We start from the raw sequence: 16854 nt of genomic DNA, 5'->3' as shown, positions 1-16854 counted from the left end.
GGACGCGATCATCGTCTGCATTACCTATGCCCGGAGCGGGCCAAATTGGCTTTTCGCCTGAACTGGCTATAGTCTGGCGCAGTTTTGCCGATAAGTAGAAGAAGAGATTTTTTAACTTCCGAATATGACCTTGAACCCGACTCAGTAAGTGCTCTCCTACCTATGGCTAAATTAATCGGCATCATCGTCGTATTCGCGAGCGTGCTCGGCGGATACGTGCTCTCCCATGGCAAAATTGCCGCCCTGATTCAGCCCTTCGAGGTCATGATTATCGGTGGTGCGGCACTCGGTGCATTTCTGCAGGCCAACCCCGGTTACATGACCATGCACGTGCTCAAGAAATCCTTGGGCATGTTCAGTTCGCGTTTCAACCACACGTTCTATCTGGAAGTGCTGGGCCTGATCTACGAGATCCTCAACAAGAGCCGCCGCGAAGGCATGATGGCGATCGAGGGCGACATCGAAGACGCCGCCGCAAGCCCGATTTTCGCCAAGTACCCGACTGTGCTTAAAGACGAACGCATGACCGCGTTCATCTGCGATTACTTGCGCATCATGTCCTCCGGCAACATGGCTCCCCATGAGCTTGAAGGCCTGTTCGACATGGAGCTTTACAGCCTCAAGGAAGACCTCGAGCATCCGTCCCACGCGGTGAACGGTATTGCCGACGCCATGCCCGGTTTCGGTATCGTCGCGGCGGTACTCGGTATCGTGGTGACCATGGCTTCCCTGGGTGAAGGCGATCAGAAATCCATCGGCCTGCACGTCGGTGCGGCACTCGTCGGTACCTTCTTCGGTATTCTCGCGGCGTACGGTTTCTTCGGCCCGCTGGCCCATTCCCTGGCCCACGATGCCAAGGAAGAACTGAACGTCTACGAAGCCATCAAGGCCTCGCTGGTCGCTTCGGCCTCCGGCATGCCGCCATCGCTGGCGGTAGAGTTCGGGCGCAAGGTTCTGTACCCGGCGCACCGTCCTAGCTTCGCTGAGCTGGAACAAGCGGTTCGCGGTCGTTAAGTCATGGAAAATAACCAGCCGATAATCATCAAGCGCGTCAAGCGCATCGCCGGCGGGCATCACGGGGGCGCCTGGAAAATCGCCTTCGCGGACTTCGCGACGGCGATGATGGCGTTCTTCCTGGTGCTGTGGCTACTGTCCACCGCAACGCCTGAGCAGAAGATCGCCATCGCCGGTTACTTCAAGGACCCGGTCGGCTTTTCCGAAAGTGGCACGCCGTACATCATCGACCTGGGCGGCTCGCCGACCCTGGCGCCGGAGAACACCCTCAACCCCGAAGTGAAATCTCAGCCGCAGCCGGACAAGGTGACCGTCGACGCCGAGCAGGTTGAAGGCATGGCCGAACAGGTCGAGAAGGAACGTCTCGAACTGTTGCTGCAAGAACTGCAGACCAAGGTCGAAGAGAACCCGCAGCTGAAGAAATTCAAAGACCAGATCAGTTTCGAAATCACGCCGGACGGTTTGCGCATCCAGATTGTGGACGCCGAAAACCGGCCGATGTTCGACTCTGGCAGTGCCCGTCTGAAGCCGTACTTCGAAGACATCCTGCTGGCCATGGCCGACACCATTAAAGCGGTGCCGAACAAGATCAGCATCAGCGGCCACACCGATGCCAAGCCGTACACGGGCACGGGTGACTTCGGTAACTGGGAACTCTCGGCCAACCGTGCCAACGCTGCACGTCGTGCGCTGGTCGCCGGCAGCTATCCGGATGCACAGGTGGCGCGCGTCGTCGGTTATGCCTCGTCGGCGTTGTTCGATCGCGAGCACCCGTTCAATCCGATCAATCGCCGTATCGACATCGTGGTGCTGACCAAGAAAGCCCAGCGTGCCATCGAAGGTTCGCAAGGTGCGGAGCCGGCTCCAGAGCCGACGCAAGGGCAGGGCGGCCCGGGCGAAGTGCCTGCCACGCCAGCCGATCCGAATGCGTTGCCGGCGGATAAAGAGCCGTTGCCGGCGCATGAGCTTCGGGAGCGCTTGAACCTGTTCGACAACCCGGCGCCGAAACCGGGTGAGCCACCGAAGCAGTGACCCACGAAAAAGCCGACAGTGATGTCGGCTTTTTTGTGTCTGTCAGAAGCCGCGTCGGATGCGGTTCTTGAGCTGGTCGTGGAACAGCTCGGCATTGCGTTTGTAGGTGCCGTAAAGAGATTCGTTGATCGAGTCCAACGTCATTGAGCGCTTGGTCGCCACTTCTTCACGGTAGGCATCAATGAAAAAATCCAGATCCTTGTCGGTGCTGAGCTTTGGCCATTTATCGAGGTAAAGCGGCAGTTCGGCCGGTTCTGTCTTGAATGAGCATATCCGTCGGTTACTGATGGTCGCTTCACCGATTTCGAACGGCACCCACCATGAGAGCGCGGTCTTGTCAGAGACCACCGCCATCAGATGCGTGCACGCCGTGATGTTGCGGGTGATGACCCCGGTGATGTCGTCGGTGGTCTGTGATTCCGGGTCCAGCACGTCGAAGTAGGTCTTGATGTTGGCTCGTATCAGACGGCTGTTGATGGCGATCGCGTAGGGGCGATCCACGTGACGGTAGCTGATGAATACGGGCATCAGAAATGTCCTTTGAGGGCGAGTTCGCGGTAATAGGCGCCGAGGGCGGTAAGGCGGCAACCGGTTGAGTTCAGGGCCGCGTAATACATGTGCTCGGCGTCCACCGGTTCGATCAGGCTGTGGCGGTTGCATTTTTGCAATTGGGCGAAGACTTCGCCGTGGTCCGGGTCGAACGTTGTTTCGGTGGGTTCGTAGCTGGGGTCGAGCGCAAAGACATGGCTGGGCTCCGGGAACCAGTCCTTGAGTTTGCGCAGGGTTTCTTCGGCGATCAGTGGCGTGACCTCGCGCAAGGGGACAAATTGCGAGACGTTGGTCTTGAACACTGGCCGTTGTTCCCATGCACCCAACGCATTGTCGACGAATGAATACACGCTGCCGGGAGTGACCTTGCCCAGTACGTTGGCGGCCCCACCGTGCAGCGCTTGCAGCAGCAGGTCGGTAAACACGCCGTGGCCGCGTCCTTCGAGTGCAACCTGATCTTTTTTGCAGGCGGTGAGAATGGTCATGCCTTCGCCGATGACGCTGCTACCACCGCGCAATCCGCGCATTGCGGCGGCTGCGCCAGCCTGGCAGCAATCGAGGATGATGATTTTGTTCTTGATGTGGGGGGCGTTGTCCGCCCAACTCAATATGTCGCTGATGCGAATACCATCGCCACCCGGTGCAAAGTCCTGAGGAATCAGCAGCCCCTCGTCGATGCTGGTATCGAATTGGCCATGGCCGGCGAAATACAGCAGCGCCACATCACAATCACCGGAAAACAGGCTTTGGATGTGCTGCTTCATGGCCGTCAGCGAAAGGTCATCTTCGGCTGAGGTCAGCACCTTGCTGCTGAAGTTCGGCCGCCCGTTGGCGTGACGCTCCAGCACCGAGGCCATGGCCATCGCATCGTTATTGCATCCGCTCAATGGAGAGACGTGGGCGTAATGGTTGATCCCGATGAACAGTCCCTTGCGCATGGTTCACCCCGCTGCGTGAGTTCGAATGGCATTGATGATGCTGTTGGTGTTCCACGCACACTCCGCGTGCGCCGCCCGGCGTACCACCGTGGAAATCCGCTCCGCACCAAACGGCTTCACCGCAATGATCACCTTGCCCATTCGCCTGGCGATCTCGATTTCCTTATTGATCCACTTGCTGTAGGTCGAATACATCCCCGCCATGATCAGCACTGCCGAGCAGGGCCGGATTTTGTTTTCGATGGCTTCTTCCAGCTGTTTGTCGGTTTTCGCGCCGATGATCGGGTTGTCTGGCGGCACCGAAAAATTTTTGAACGTGAAGCCGGGTTTAGCGTTGAGCAGCCGTACGAGGTTGTCGTGGGCGTGGGGGTAGTTCCACGAGTGGCTGATGAACAAATGATAGGTTTGCATGGCTGTCCCTCGGTATCGCCAGAAATGCGATGAGGGCTCGAATGTATGCACTTGAGTGGGCGTAACAAGGCCTGCGCTGATAAAGAGAATTTCCCTACACGCAGGCGTGCAAGCGCCTTACAGAAGTTTCTGACGTTTAAATGGTGAGGATATTTGTAGGATGCTACAAGCGGCGCGCCGCCCCGTCAGTGTCGAGGCAGCGGGCGCGTCTGTTTAATAGCTGTTTTCAGGCAAGCTGGCGATGATCGAGCGGTAGCTGTTCATCCGTTGCTGCTGCACGCGGCCTTCTTCCAGGGCCTTGAGCAGGGCGCAACCCGGCTCGCGGTCGTGCTTGCAGTCGCGGAAGCGGCAGGTGCCGATCAAGTCGTTGAACTCGATGAAGCCGGCTTCGACATCGGCACGGCTGACGTGGCCCAGGCCGAATTCGCGGATACCCGGGGAGTCGATCAACTCACCGCCACCGGGGAAGTGGAACAACCGCGCGGTGGTGGTGGTGTGAGTGCCCTGGCCGGACAACTCGGACAGCGGGCCGACACGGGCTTCGACTTCAGGCAACAGGCTGTTGACCAACGAGGATTTGCCGACGCCGGACTGGCCGACGAACACGCTGATGCGTCCGTCCAGTTGTTTTTGAAGTTGCTCCATGCCATTGCCGTGGTGCGCCGAGACTTCCAGCACCGGGTAACCCAGTGTGCGGTAAACCGCCAGCAAGGCATTCAGCGCCGGGGCGTTCTGCTCGTCGATCAGGTCGAACTTGTTGAGCAACAGCAACGGACGAATCCCTGCGTGCTCAGCGGCGACCAGGTAGCGGTCGATCAAGTTGGCGTGAGGCTCGGGCAGTGGCGCGAAGACAATCACGATCATGTCGACGTTGGCCGCGACAGGCTTGAGCTGACCTCGGCTGTCCGGGCGGCAGAGTTCGGTTTTGCGCGGCAGTTGCGCCACGATCACGCCGATGCCCTGGTTGCCGGCACGCCAGACCACCTGATCGCCGGTCACCAGCGCCGGCAGGTTGGCGCGCAAGTGACAGCGGAACACTTGGCCAGCCAGCTCGCCATCAAGGGCTTCGACTTCGACCTGCACACCGAAGTGCGCGATCACCAGGCCGGTCTGTTCCGGGCCCAGATCGCCACCCTCAAGTGCCTCGACAGCCGAGGACTCGCGTTTGGCGGCGCGGGCAGCGCGTTCGCCCTGAATCTTTTCGATGCGCCAGTTTTGACGACGATTGAGTTGGCGTTTGGCCATGGGTGTTCCGTATGAAGAATGCAGCGATTAGGTAAAACGGCCGCGAGTTTAGCACGCCCGGCCAGTTGCCTAGGCTAAACTGCGCAGCATTGCCTAGGAGCCGACACATGCAAAACCCGCAGAATCTGATCTGGATCGACCTGGAAATGACCGGTCTGAACCCTGATACCGACGTCATCATCGAAATGGCCACTATCGTCACCGACAGTGACCTGAACACCTTGGCCGAAGGTCCGGTGATCGCCATCCATCACAGCGACGAAATTCTCGCCGGCATGGACGAGTGGAACACCCGTCAGCACGGCGGCTCGGGCCTGACCCAGCGGGTGCGCGACAGCCGCATCAGCATGGCCGAAGCCGAAGCCCAGACCATCGCCTTCCTGGAACAATGGGTGCCGAAGGGCAAGTCGCCGATCTGTGGCAATAGCATTTGCCAGGACCGTCGCTTCCTTTATACCCACATGAAATCCCTGGAAAGCTTCTTCCACTACCGCAACCTCGACGTCTCGACCCTGAAAGAGTTGGCCGCACGCTGGGCGCCGGACGTGCGCGACAGCTTCAAAAAGGGCAGCACTCACCTGGCCCTGGATGACATCCGCGAATCGATCGCCGAGCTGCAGCACTACCGCAAGCACTTCATCAAGTTCTGATCTGGCAGCTGGCGTAACGGCTGCCCTCTTTTGGGGCTTCGGTGAAGTGAGTAGACTGCGCGCCTTCCTGCAAGGACCGCCGCCATGTTGCTGATGCTTTACCTGATCGCCATTACCGCCGAAGCCATGACCGGTGCCCTTTCTGCCGGTCGTCGCGGGATGGACTGGTTTGGCGTGGTGCTGATTGCCTGCGTCACGGCTTTGGGTGGGGGTTCGGTGCGTGACGTGCTGCTCGGTCACTACCCGTTGACGTGGGTCAAGCACCCGGAATATCTGGTGCTAACCTCGGTGGCGGCGATGTTCACGGTGTTCGCTGCACGCTGGATGCGTCACCTGCGCTCGCTGTTTCTGGTGCTCGACGCCGTGGGTTTGGTGGCGTTCACCCTGATCGGCTGCATGACCGCGCTGGAAATGGGCCACGGCATGCTCGTAGCGTCCGTCAGCGGTGTGATCACCGGAGTTTTCGGCGGTATTCTGCGCGACATCTTCTGCAACGACATCCCACTGATCTTCCGCCGCGAACTCTACGCCAGCGTCTCGTTCGCTGCAGCGTGGTGCTACATGCTCTGCATCTACCTGCAATTACCCGGTGAACAGGCGATTTTGATCACCCTGTTCGGCGGTTTCCTGCTGCGATTACTGGCAATCCGTTTTCACTGGGAAATGCCGAAGTTCGTTTATAACGACGAAGCCTGACTCCAGCGGAGTGCATGGTCGAAAAATGTGTGCGTCGAAATATCCTGTCGAGGAACTCGCCTAGGTCACACAGTAAAAATAGGGTAAAAAGTTAATAAATAGGGTAATTCGCTGTCGAGTTACCCTGTTTAGTTCTGGGTTACCCTATTTGGCAGGAAAAACATCTATGCGGTCACTTACACCTGAATTTCTCTCAACGCTTCGCTACAACGGATTGCAGGTCGCGACGTTGCGGGCTCTCGGTGAGTACCGGGGCAAGCAACAATTGTTCGTTTCCCAGTCCCCAGAAATTCTCCAGGACCTGAAGCAGCTTGCAGTCATTGAGTCCACAGAGTCATCGAACCGATTGGAGGGAGTGGTTGTTTCACCAAGTCGGTTGAAGTCGTTGATTATCAAAAATGCGGACCCGAAAAGTCGCTCCGAGCAAGAAGTTGCGGGTTACCGCGATGCGCTTTCTCTTATCCATGAGGCGGCAGAAGGGATGCCATTCTCCGAGGGCGTCATTCGGCAGTTGCATGGCATGCTTTATCGCTATCTACCGCAGGATGGCGGGGAGTGGAAAGCAACGAACAATGACATCATCGAGCGCCATCCGGACGGCAGTTCGCGTATCCGCTTTCAGCCGGTCGCTGCACATCTGACACCCATTGCAATGGTCGATATGGTTATGCAGTACCGCAGAGCACTGGATCAAAATCTGGCAGACCCGCTCGTATTGGTCCCGCTGAGTATTCTCGACTTTCTCTGCATACACCCTTTCTCAGATGGCAACGGGCGTGTAGCTCGACTGCTTACCTTGTTATTGCTTTACCAGTTTGATTATCGCGTAGGTCGTTTTATCAGCCTTGAGCGGATCTTCGAGGACTCAAAGGAAAGCTACTACGAAACACTTGAGGTCAGCTCTCAAGGTTGGCATGAAGGCAGGCACGATGTTCAGCCATGGCTCAACTATTTCTGGGGGGCGCTTCTTCGCGCTTACAAGGAGTTTGAGGAGCGTGTCGGTAAGATCGATAAGCGCCATGGAGGTAAAAGCGATCGAGTTCGAGTTGAAGCGTTGAAGCGCGCCCTACCGTTTTCGATTACTGAGCTTGAAGAGGCTTGTCCTGGCATAAGTCGTGACACCGTGCGTATGGTTTTGCGTTCATTGAAAGCTGAAGGGCTAATCGAGTCGACTGGGAAGGGGCGTAGCGCCAAGTGGATAAACTTGCACCGCTAAGGGCGAGTTCCAAGGGTGCCAGTGCGCTGCTCATGTTGCTTCAATGCCCACTCGACATGCTCACGCACCAGCTCTGAAGGGTGTTCGCGCCGCGCCTTCAGTGCTTCCAGCACCGGAATGCTCGACGGCGCGTTCCCCAGGCCTACCGCCAGGTTTCGCAGCCAGCGCTCGTAACCCGCTCGGCGTAACGGCGAACCTTCAGTGCTGCTGAGAAACTTCTCCTCATCCCACATGAACAGTTCGGCCAACTCTGCGTTGTCCAGATTGTGCCGTGGCTTGAAGTCGCTTTCGCCGGACGGGCGGGCGAAGCGGTTCCACGGGCAGACGATCTGGCAGTCATCGCAACCGAACACCCGATTGCCGATCAATGGCCGCAAATCTTCCGGGATTGCACTTTTCAATTCGATGGTCAGGTAGGAAATGCAGCGTCGGGCGTCGAGAACATAAGGGCCGACAAAGGCGTTGGTCGGGCAGATGTCGAGGCATGCCGTGCAACGGCCGCAATGTTCGGTGCTGTGTGGCGGGTCAACCGGCAGCGGCAGGTCGACAAACAGTTCGCTGAGAAAGAAGTAACTGCCGGCCTTGCGATTCAAGACCAGGGTGTTTTTGCCGATCCATCCAAGACCGGCCTGTTCGGCGATGGCCTTTTCCAGCACCGGCGCGCTGTCTACGAAGGCGCGGAAACCAAACGGGCCGATTTCGGCCTGAATTTTATCGGCCAGTTGTTGCACGCGTTTACGGATCAATTTGTGGTAATCGCGGCCCAAGGCATAACGCGAGACGTAGGCTTTTTCCGGTTGGGCCAGACGTTTGGCCATTTCGGTGTCGCCCGGCAGGTAGTCCATGCGTAGGGAAATGACTCGAAGCGTGCCGGGCACCAGCTCTTCCGGGTGTGAGCGTTTACTGCCGTGGGCGCCCATGTACTCCATTTCGCCGTGGTAGCCGGCCGCGAGCCAGCGCTCCAGGTGCTGCTCATGCTCGGCCAGGTCGAGGCCGCTGATGCCGACTTGCTGAAAGCCCAACTCGCGGCCCCAATCCTTGATGGATTGGGCGAGGGCGGGCAGGTCTGTGGTAATTGCGGGCATGAGGCGAGAGAAACCGGAGCTGAGGTGCGTATAATTCTGCCAGACATCGGAGCCCGAAGACGCATGCCGCACACTAAAGATGATTTACCCGACGCGCTGTATAGCGCCGCGCAGGTGCGAGCACTCGATGCGAGCCTGATTGCGGCCGGCACACCGGGCTTCGAATTGATGCAGCGCGCGGCGCGTGCGACCTGGCGCGCGTTGGTCCGTCATTGGCCGACGGCGCACGAATTGAGTGTTGTGGCCGGCCACGGCAATAACGCAGGCGACGGTTATCTGGTGGCTGTGCTGGCCCGACGTGCGGGCTGGCATGTACGGGTGCTGGCGGCCGGTGATCCCCAGCGTTTACAGGGTGACGCGGCATTGGCCCATGCCGAGGCCGTGTCCGAAGGTGTCGCGGTTCAAGCCTGGAGCGCACAGTCAGAGTTGCGCGGTATCGTGCTGGATGCCTTGCTCGGCACCGGTCTGACGGGAGAAGTACGAGAGCCCTACGCGGGCGTCATCGCAGCGATCAATGCCAGTGGACTGCCGGTTGCGGCAGTGGATATCCCTTCGGGGCTGTGCGCTGATACCGGCCGAATACTCGGCGCTGCGGTGCGGGCTGACCTGACGGTGACGTTCATCGGCCTGAAACTGGGTCTGTTCGCCGGCGATGCTGCAGACGTGGTCGGCGAGTTGGTGTTCAACGATCTGCAAGCCTCCCCCGAGTCGTTTAACGGAGTCGCCATCAGTGCACGTCGCCTGACGGCCAGTTCCTTGCCGCGTCTGGCGAGCCGGGCTCCAACGTCCCATAAGGGCAAATTCGGCCATGTATTGCTGATCGGCGGCGATCGCGGCTTTGGTGGCGCCATCCTGCTGAGCGCGCAAAGTGCCCTGCGCAGCGGTGCGGGCATGGTGTCCGTGGCGACGCGCAGTGAACATGTTCCGGCCGCGCTGGCGAGAATTCCGGAAGCCATGGTGTTGGGCACTTCGTCGGCCAATCAGCTGATGGAACTGCTGCAAAAGGTTTCCGTGCTGGTTGTCGGCCCAGGCTTGGGTCAGGCTTCCTGGGGGCGCAGCCTTTTGTCGGCGGCCGCCAACGCGCCGCTGCCGCAAGTCTGGGACGCCGATGCATTGAATCTGCTGGCCACAGAACACGTGAGCTTGCCCAAGGAATGTGTGATCACGCCGCATCCGGGGGAAGCAGCGCACTTGTTGGGGATGAGCACTGCCGACGTTCAGGCCGATCGCCCTGCGGCGGCTCACGCATTGAGCAAAAAATATACAGCTGTCGTGGTGCTGAAAGGCGCCGGCAGTCTGATCGCCAGCCCCGATGGGCGCCTGGCGTTGTGTCATCAGGGCCATCCGGCCATGGCGACCGCCGGTTTGGGCGATGTGCTGGCCGGTCTGGTCGGCGCGTTGCTGGCGCAAGGCATGGAGGCGTTCGACGCCGCCTGCCTGGCCGTCTGGCTGCACGCCAATGCTGGCGCGCAAGAAGGTAAATCGGGCCGTGGGCTGGCGGCCAGTGATCTGATTCCAGCCATTCGTCAGTTGTTGGAGGAGCAAGCACCGTGTCTGAAGTAACCCTGTACCTGGCTGATGAAGAGGCGATGACTGCATTTGGCGCACGCATCGCACAAACCACTGAAGGGCACGGTCTGATTTTTCTCGAGGGAGATCTGGGCGCGGGGAAAACCACGCTGTCCCGGGGCATCATCCGTGGCTTGGGGCATGTGGGCGCGGTAAAAAGTCCGACCTTCACCCTGGTTGAACCCTACGAGATTGGCGACATCCGGGCCTTCCATTTCGACCTCTATCGCTTGGTCGACCCTGAAGAGCTGGAGTACCTCGGCATCCGCGACTACTTCGAAGACGACGCGTTGTGCCTGATCGAGTGGCCCGAAAAGGGTGCAGGCTTTTTGCCAAAGCCCGACCTGACCATTACCATTAGCCCGCAAGGCAGCGGGCGTTCGCTGAAAATTTTGTCCCAGGGTTCGCGTGGCGAGTCGTGGTGTGCCGCTTTGGCATTGGAAACCAATTAAATGATGGGGTTTGGTATGCGCTTTCGCGCGATGGTAGCTGCCGTAGGATTGTTGTTTTTGGCGGTGACCGTCGACGCTGTGGCCGAGACAAAGGTCAACAGCGTTCGCCTGTGGCGGGCTCCGGACAACACACGACTGGTGTTCGACCTGAGCGGTCCCGTCCAGCACAGCGTTTTTACCCTGACCGCCCCGGATCGGCTGGTCATCGACATCAATGGCGCGACACTGGGGGCGCCGCTGAACGTCAACAGTTCGAACACTCCAATCACCGCCATGCGCTCGGCTCAACGTACGCCGACTGACCTGCGGGTGGTCATCGACCTGAAAAAAGCCGTGACGCCGAAAAGTTTTACCTTGGCGCCAAACGCCCAGTACGGCAATCGCCTGGTAGTCGACTTGTTCGATAACGCCGCCGATGCCGCGCCAATACCAGCGCCGACCAACGTCGCGACGGTCGCCCCGGTGCCGGTCACTCCGGTGGAACCTGCGGTGAAGTTGCCGCCAGCCCCGGCTGGCAAGCGCGACATCGTTGTGGTCATCGATGCCGGTCACGGCGGCGAAGACCCGGGTGCCTCCGGCTCTCGCGGTCAGCGTGAAAAAGACGTGGTACTGGCCATCGCCCGCGAATTGCAGCGTCAGGTCAACGGCATGAAAGGCTTCCGCGCCGAACTGACCCGCACCGGCGACTACTTCATTCCATTGCGCGGTCGTACTGAAATCGCCCGCAAGAAGGGCGCCGACCTGTTCGTTTCGATTCACGCCGACGCCGCACCTTCGGCCGCAGCCTTCGGTGCTTCGGTGTTTGCCCTGTCTGATCGCGGTGCGACCTCGGAAACGGCCCGTTGGCTGGCCGACAGTGAAAACCGTTCCGACTTGATCGGTGGTGCTGGCAGCGTCAGCCTCGACGACAAGGACCGCATGCTGGCCGGTGTGCTGCTCGACCTGTCGATGACCGCTTCCTTGACTTCGAGCCTGGACGTTGGCCAAAAGGTCTTGAGCAACATCAGCCGGGTCACGCCGTTGCACAAACAACGGGTGGAGCAGGCCGGGTTCATGGTGCTGAAATCGCCGGACATTCCGTCGATCCTGGTGGAAACCGGGTTCATCTCCAACGCCAACGAAGCCTCCAAGCTTGCCGCAGCGAACCACCAGCAGGCGCTGGCACGCTCGATCAGCGCCGGTGTTCGCCAGTTCTTCCAGCAGAATCCGCCACCGGGCACCTACATCGCCTGGCTGCGTGATTCCGGAAAAATCGCTCAAGGTCCACGTGACCATCGGGTGAGCCCGGGCGAGACGCTGGCAATGATTGCCGTGCGTTATCAGGTGTCGCCGGCCACGCTACGCAGTGCCAACAATCTGCAGAGTGACGAGCTGAAAATCGGTCAGAACCTGACCATTCCCGGCACTGAACTGGCGGCCAAAGAATGAACCAGGTGCTGACCAATACGGCTCGCATCGAGCTGCTCAGCCCGCGACTGGCGAACCAGATTGCCGCTGGTGAGGTGGTTGAGCGCCCGGCTTCGGTGATCAAGGAGCTGTTGGAAAACAGTCTCGACTCCGGCGCCAAGCGTATTGATGTCGATGTAGAGCAGGGCGGCGTCAAGCTGCTGCGGGTGCGCGACGATGGCAGCGGCATTTCTGCCGATGACTTGCCGCTGGCCCTGGCGCGTCACGCCACCAGCAAAATCCGTAATCTGGAAGACCTTGAGCAGGTCATGAGCCTTGGGTTTCGTGGTGAAGCACTTGCCTCGATCAGCTCCGTGGCACGCCTGACCCTGACGTCTCGCACCCGTGATGCTGATCAGGCCTGGCAGGTTGAAACCGAAGGCCGGGACATGGCGCCTCGCGTGCAGCCGGCGGCCCATCCGGTGGGCACATCGGTGGAAGTGCGTGACCTGTTCTTCAACACCCCGGCGCGACGCAAGTTTCTCAAAACCGAAAAAACCGAATTCGATCACCTGCAAGAAGTGATCAAGCGCTTGGCGTTGGCGCGCTTCGACGTGGCGTTCCATTTGCGCCACAACGGCAAGACCATCCTCAGCCTGCATGAAGCCCATGACGACGCGGCCCGTGCCCGGCGTGTGGCGGCGATTTGCGGTTCGGGTTTCCTCGAGCAGGCGCTGCCGATCGAGATCGAGCGCAATGGCCTGCATTTGTGGGGCTGGGTCGGCTTGCCGACGTTCAACCGTAGCCAGGCAGACTTGCAGTATTTCTTTGTGAACGGCCGTGCGGTACGCGACAAACTGGTGGCCCACGCGGTGCGCCAGGCCTATCGCGACGTGCTGTTCAACGGCCGGCACCCGACGTTCGTGCTGTTTTTCGAAGTCGATCCGGCAGGCGTCGACGTCAACGTGCACCCGACCAAGCACGAAGTGCGCTTCCGTGACGGGCGCATGGTTCACGATTTCCTCTATGGCACCCTGCACCGCGCCTTGGGCGATGTGCGCCCGGATGACCATCTGGCCGCGCCGGTGGCGACAGCCATCGTTCGACCCACCGGCATTGATGCTGGCGAGTTCGGTCCGCAGGGCGAAATGCGTCTGGCGGCCAATGCCTTGCTGGAGCAGCCTCAGGCTCAGCCGTCGTTCAATACGCCGGCAGGCTCGGGCGCTGGTGCCGGTTATCAATATCAGTACTCGCCACGGCCTCAGTCCGGCGTGCCGGTGGCTGAAGCTCAGGCCGCCTACCGTGAGTTTTTTGCGCCGTTGCCAGAAGCCAATGCGGTTGCGCTGCCGGCCGGGCAGGATGATATTCCGCCGTTGGGTTATGCACTGGCGCAGCTCAAAGGTATCTACATTCTTTCGGAAAACGCCCAAGGGCTGGTGCTGGTGGACATGCACGCTGCCCATGAGCGGATCATGTACGAACGCCTGAAAATCGCCATGGCCAGCGAAGGCCTGAGCGGTCAGCCGCTGCTGGTGCCGGAATCTTTGGCTGTGAGCGAGCGCGAAGGCGATTGCGCCGAAGAAAACGTCGCGTGGTTCCAGCGTCTGGGCTTTGAACTGCAGCGTCTTGGTCCTGAAACACTGGCCATTCGGCAAATTCCAGCCTTGCTCAAGCAAGCTGAAGCCAATCGATTGGTCAGTGACGTACTGGCGGACCTGATGGAATATGGCACCAGCGACCGGATTCAGGCGCACCTGAACGAATTGCTCGGCACCATGGCCTGCCATGGCGCGATTCGGGCGAATCGGCGTCTGGCCCTGCCGGAAATGAACGGTCTGCTGCGGGACATGGAAAACACCGAACGCAGCGGTCAATGCAACCATGGCCGACCGACCTGGACCCAACTGGGCCTGGACGATCTGGACAAACTGTTCTTGCGCGGTCGTTGATGAACCAGCTCCCTCCTGCGATTTTCCTGATGGGGCCGACCGCCGCCGGCAAGACCGACCTGGCCATCGAACTCACCAAAGTCTTGCCTTGCGAGCTGATCAGCGTCGATTCGGCGCTGGTCTACCGTGGCATGGACATCGGCACCGCCAAGCCTTCAAAAGAGCTTCTGGCTGAATTTCCACACCGGTTGATCGATATTCTTGACCCGGCAGAGAGCTATTCGGCCGCCGATTTCCGTCGTGATGCCCTCCAGGCCATGGCCGAGATCACCGCACGGGGCAAAATTCCGCTGCTGGTGGGCGGCACAATGCTCTATTACAAGGCTTTGGTTGAAGGTCTGGCAGACATGCCCGCGGCAGATCCGGACGTCCGCGCACAGATCGAAGAAGAAGCTGCACGCCTTGGCTGGCAAGCCCTGCACGATCAACTGGCGGTCATTGATCCGGAATCCGCCGCGCGCATTCATCCGAACGATCCACAGCGACTCAGTCGAGCGCTGGAAGTTTATCGCGTCAGTGGTCAGAGCATGACTGCACTAAGGCTGCAACAATCTGCGCAAAGTACTGAAGCAGCCGCCTCGGGACTGCAACAATTGCCCTATACTGTCGCGAACTTGGCAATTGCTCCGGCAAATCGTCAGGTATTGCACGAGCGAATTAAACAAAGATTCACGAATATGTTGGAACAGGGATTCATTGACGAGGTCGTAGCCCTGCGTAAACGGAGTGACCTGCATGCCGGGTTGCCGTCTATACGTGCAGTAGGCTACCGACAAGTCTGGGATTACCTGGATGGCAAGCTGACGCAAGCCGAGATGCAGGAGCGTGGAATCATTGCCACGCGCCAATTGGCAAAGCGCCAGTTCACCTGGCTGCGCAGTTGGGCTGATTTACACTGGTTGGACAGCCTCGATTGCGACAATCTGCCGCGCGCCTTGAAATACCTTGGGACCATCTCCATATTGAGCTGAGTCCTTGCATTTGCCGTCTATCCTTGGGGGTGTGACGGCCACAAGCCATTTGTTTACCTATTTTTTATATTGAATCCTTAAAGGAGTGCGGCACATGTCAAAAGGGCATTCGCTACAAGACCCTTACTTGAATACTTTACGTAAAGAGAAAGTGGGGGTTTCCATCTACCTGGTCAACGGTATCAAGCTGCAAGGCACGATCGAGTCTTTCGACCAGTTCGTTATCCTGCTGAAAAACACCGTCAGCCAGATGGTTTACAAACACGCTATCTCTACAGTGGTGCCGGTTCGTCCAATTCGTCTGCCTAGCGCAACCGAATCCGAAGCAGGTGACGCTGAGCCAGGTAACGCCTGATAGGAGTCTCCTTTGTTCTTTGAGCGCCACGGTGGTGGTGAGCGAGTGATCCTCGTTCACTTGGATGGACAGGACCCTGAGGCGCGCGAAGATCCGCAGGAGTTTCAGGAATTGGCTAATTCGGCCGGCGCCGAGACCGTTGCGTTTTTTAACGTGCCGCGTCATCGGCCAACCGCCAAATTCCTGATCGGTAGCGGCAAGGTCGAGGAACTACGCGACCTGGTCCATGCCGAAAAGGCAGATCTGGTGATCTTCAATCACATCCTCACGCCCAGTCAGGAACGTAACCTCGAACGTGTATTCGAGTGTCGCGTGATCGATCGCACCGGTCTGATTCTCGATATTTTCGCCCAGCGCGCCCGCACCCATGAAGGCAAGCTCCAGGTAGAACTGGCCCAGCTTGACCACATGAGCACCCGGCTGGTTCGTGGCTGGACTCACCTTGAGCGTCAAGGTGGCGGTATCGGCATGCGTGGCCCGGGTGAAACCCAGCTGGAAACCGACCGCCGCTTGCTGCGGGTTCGCCTGCGACAGATCAAAGGCCGGCTGGAAAAAGTGCGCAGCCAGCGCGAACAGTCGCGACGTGGCCGTATGCGTGCGGATATCCCTACCGTGTCTTTGGTGGGGTATACCAACGCCGGTAAATCCACGCTCTTCAATAACGTGACGAAATCCGACGTGTACGCGGCTGACCAGTTGTTTGCCACGCTGGACCCGACCTTGCGCCGTCTGGAACTGGACGACCTGGGGCCGATTGTCCTGGCTGACACTGTGGGTTTCATTCGCCACTTGCCCCACAAGCTGGTCGAAGCATTTCGGTCTACCCTCGAAGAGTCGAGCAACTCCGACCTGCTGTTGCACGTGATCGATGCGGCCGAACCGGATCGCATGTTGCAGATCGAGCAGGTGATGGTGGTGTTGGGCGAGATCGGTGCCCAGGACTTGCCGATCCTCGAGGTCTATAACAAACTCGATTTGCTTGAAGGCGTTGAGCCACAAATCCAGCGCGACGAAAACGGCAAGCCTCAACGGGTCTGGCTATCGGCGCGTGATGGCAGTGGTCTGGAATTGCTTGAGCAAGCCATTGCCGAGTTGCTGGGCAGTGAGTTGTTTATCGGTACCTTGCGCTTGCCGCAACGATTCGCTCGACTGCGTGCGCAGTTCTTCGAACTTGGAGCGGTGCAGAAAGAAGAACACGACGAAGAAGGTGTCAGCTTGCTGGCCGTTCGATTGCCCCGTTCGGAGCTTAATCGGCTGGTTAGCCGTGAAGGCGTTGTGCCGACAGAGTTCATCGAGCAACACACTTTGCAATAAAAGCCTGGAAAAGCGGTTGTGC

17 protein-coding genes are annotated in these 16854 nt (G+C 59.1%); 12 read left to right on the top strand and 5 right to left on the bottom strand.

All coding sequences use genetic code 11. The annotated features are described in order from the left end of the window. The first annotated feature begins 162 nt into the window (after window positions 1-162). Window positions 163-1014: a flagellar motor stator protein MotA gene (gene motA, locus ABH912_RS17765; RefSeq protein ID WP_033055517.1), complete on the top strand. Its 852-nt coding sequence runs from the start codon at window positions 163-165 to the stop codon at window positions 1012-1014. 3 nt (window positions 1015-1017) lie between these two features. Next, the gene (motB, locus tag ABH912_RS17760; protein ID WP_033055519.1) at window positions 1018-2046 is read left to right on the top strand and encodes a flagellar motor protein MotB; all 1029 of its coding nucleotides are present in this window, start codon (window positions 1018-1020) and stop codon (window positions 2044-2046) included. 42 nt (window positions 2047-2088) lie between these two features. On the opposite strand, the gene ABH912_RS17755 is transcribed toward motB, so the two are convergent. The 4 genes from ABH912_RS17755 to rsgA all read right to left on the bottom strand — a co-directional run bounded on the left by ABH912_RS17755 (window position 2089) and on the right by rsgA (window position 5189). Beyond that, window positions 2089-2574, bottom strand: coding sequence for a toll/interleukin-1 receptor domain-containing protein (locus ABH912_RS17755; protein WP_033055520.1), 486 nt, complete (start codon window positions 2572-2574; stop codon window positions 2089-2091). Next, a complete protein-coding gene (locus ABH912_RS17750; protein ID WP_033055523.1) occupies window positions 2574-3533 on the bottom strand; it encodes a caspase family protein in 960 nt (319 codons plus the stop codon). The genes ABH912_RS17755 and ABH912_RS17750 overlap by 1 nt, the downstream gene beginning before the upstream one ends. A gap of 3 nt (window positions 3534-3536) precedes the next feature. After that, window positions 3537-3944, bottom strand: a complete 408-nt coding sequence (locus ABH912_RS17745) for a TIR domain-containing protein (RefSeq protein WP_415773017.1) — start codon at window positions 3942-3944, stop codon at window positions 3537-3539. A gap of 213 nt (window positions 3945-4157) precedes the next feature. Next, a complete protein-coding gene (gene rsgA / locus ABH912_RS17740; protein ID WP_033055527.1) occupies window positions 4158-5189 on the bottom strand; it encodes a small ribosomal subunit biogenesis GTPase RsgA in 1032 nt (343 codons plus the stop codon). A 107-nt stretch (window positions 5190-5296) separates the two neighbouring features. Between rsgA and orn the strand changes: the two genes are divergently transcribed. The 3 genes from orn (at window position 5297) to ABH912_RS17725 (ending at window position 7751) form a co-directional block, all read left to right on the top strand. Then, window positions 5297-5839, top strand: a complete 543-nt coding sequence (gene orn / locus ABH912_RS17735) for an oligoribonuclease (protein ID WP_046056848.1) — start codon at window positions 5297-5299, stop codon at window positions 5837-5839. Between the two features lie 84 nt (window positions 5840-5923). Further along, entirely contained in the window at window positions 5924-6535 is a 612-nt protein-coding gene (locus tag ABH912_RS17730; protein WP_008153267.1) for a trimeric intracellular cation channel family protein, read from the top strand. Window positions 6536-6701: 166 nt separating this feature from the next. Continuing rightward, complete coding sequence (locus tag ABH912_RS17725) at window positions 6702-7751, top strand: Fic family protein (RefSeq protein ID WP_033055530.1); 1050 nt, start codon at window positions 6702-6704, stop codon at window positions 7749-7751. On the opposite strand, the gene queG is transcribed toward ABH912_RS17725, so the two are convergent. Next, window positions 7748-8836 carry a tRNA epoxyqueuosine(34) reductase QueG gene (queG, locus tag ABH912_RS17720; protein WP_429511268.1) on the bottom strand — a complete coding sequence of 363 codons (1089 nt, stop codon included), beginning with the start codon at window positions 8834-8836 and terminating at the stop codon, window positions 7748-7750. The genes ABH912_RS17725 and queG overlap by 4 nt on opposite strands. A 63-nt stretch (window positions 8837-8899) precedes the next feature. On the opposite strand from queG, the gene ABH912_RS17715 reads away from it, so the two are divergent. The 7 genes from ABH912_RS17715 to hflX all read left to right on the top strand — a co-directional run bounded on the left by ABH912_RS17715 (window position 8900) and on the right by hflX (window position 16832). Then, window positions 8900-10399: an NAD(P)H-hydrate dehydratase gene (locus tag ABH912_RS17715; protein WP_429511267.1), complete on the top strand. Its 1500-nt coding sequence runs from the start codon at window positions 8900-8902 to the stop codon at window positions 10397-10399. After that, window positions 10387-10857: a tRNA (adenosine(37)-N6)-threonylcarbamoyltransferase complex ATPase subunit type 1 TsaE gene (gene tsaE, locus ABH912_RS17710; protein ID WP_429511266.1), complete on the top strand. Its 471-nt coding sequence runs from the start codon at window positions 10387-10389 to the stop codon at window positions 10855-10857. The genes ABH912_RS17715 and tsaE overlap by 13 nt, the downstream gene beginning before the upstream one ends. After that, window positions 10858-12285, top strand: coding sequence for an N-acetylmuramoyl-L-alanine amidase (locus ABH912_RS17705; RefSeq protein ID WP_429511265.1), 1428 nt, complete (start codon window positions 10858-10860; stop codon window positions 12283-12285). After that, a complete protein-coding gene (gene mutL / locus ABH912_RS17700; protein ID WP_429511264.1) occupies window positions 12282-14192 on the top strand; it encodes a DNA mismatch repair endonuclease MutL in 1911 nt (636 codons plus the stop codon). The genes ABH912_RS17705 and mutL overlap by 4 nt, the downstream gene beginning before the upstream one ends. Then, on the top strand, window positions 14192-15163 hold the full coding sequence (gene miaA / locus ABH912_RS17695) for a tRNA (adenosine(37)-N6)-dimethylallyltransferase MiaA (RefSeq protein WP_046056853.1): 972 nt from the start codon (window positions 14192-14194) through the stop codon (window positions 15161-15163). Before mutL ends, miaA begins: the two co-directional genes overlap by 1 nt. A gap of 94 nt (window positions 15164-15257) precedes the next feature. Then, entirely contained in the window at window positions 15258-15518 is a 261-nt protein-coding gene (hfq, locus tag ABH912_RS17690; protein ID WP_007902656.1) for an RNA chaperone Hfq, read from the top strand. Between the two features lie 12 nt (window positions 15519-15530). Continuing rightward, window positions 15531-16832, top strand: coding sequence for a ribosome rescue GTPase HflX (hflX, locus tag ABH912_RS17685; RefSeq protein ID WP_033055543.1), 1302 nt, complete (start codon window positions 15531-15533; stop codon window positions 16830-16832). Window positions 16833-16854 lie beyond the last annotated feature (22 nt).

The organism is Pseudomonas sp. BT76 TE3572 (assembly GCF_050435365.1).
Lineage (GTDB): Bacteria > Pseudomonadota > Gammaproteobacteria > Pseudomonadales > Pseudomonadaceae > Aquipseudomonas > Aquipseudomonas fluorescens_W.
The sequence above is the reverse complement of the archived record's forward strand: the minus strand, read 5'-3'. Positions and strand labels throughout refer to the sequence as shown.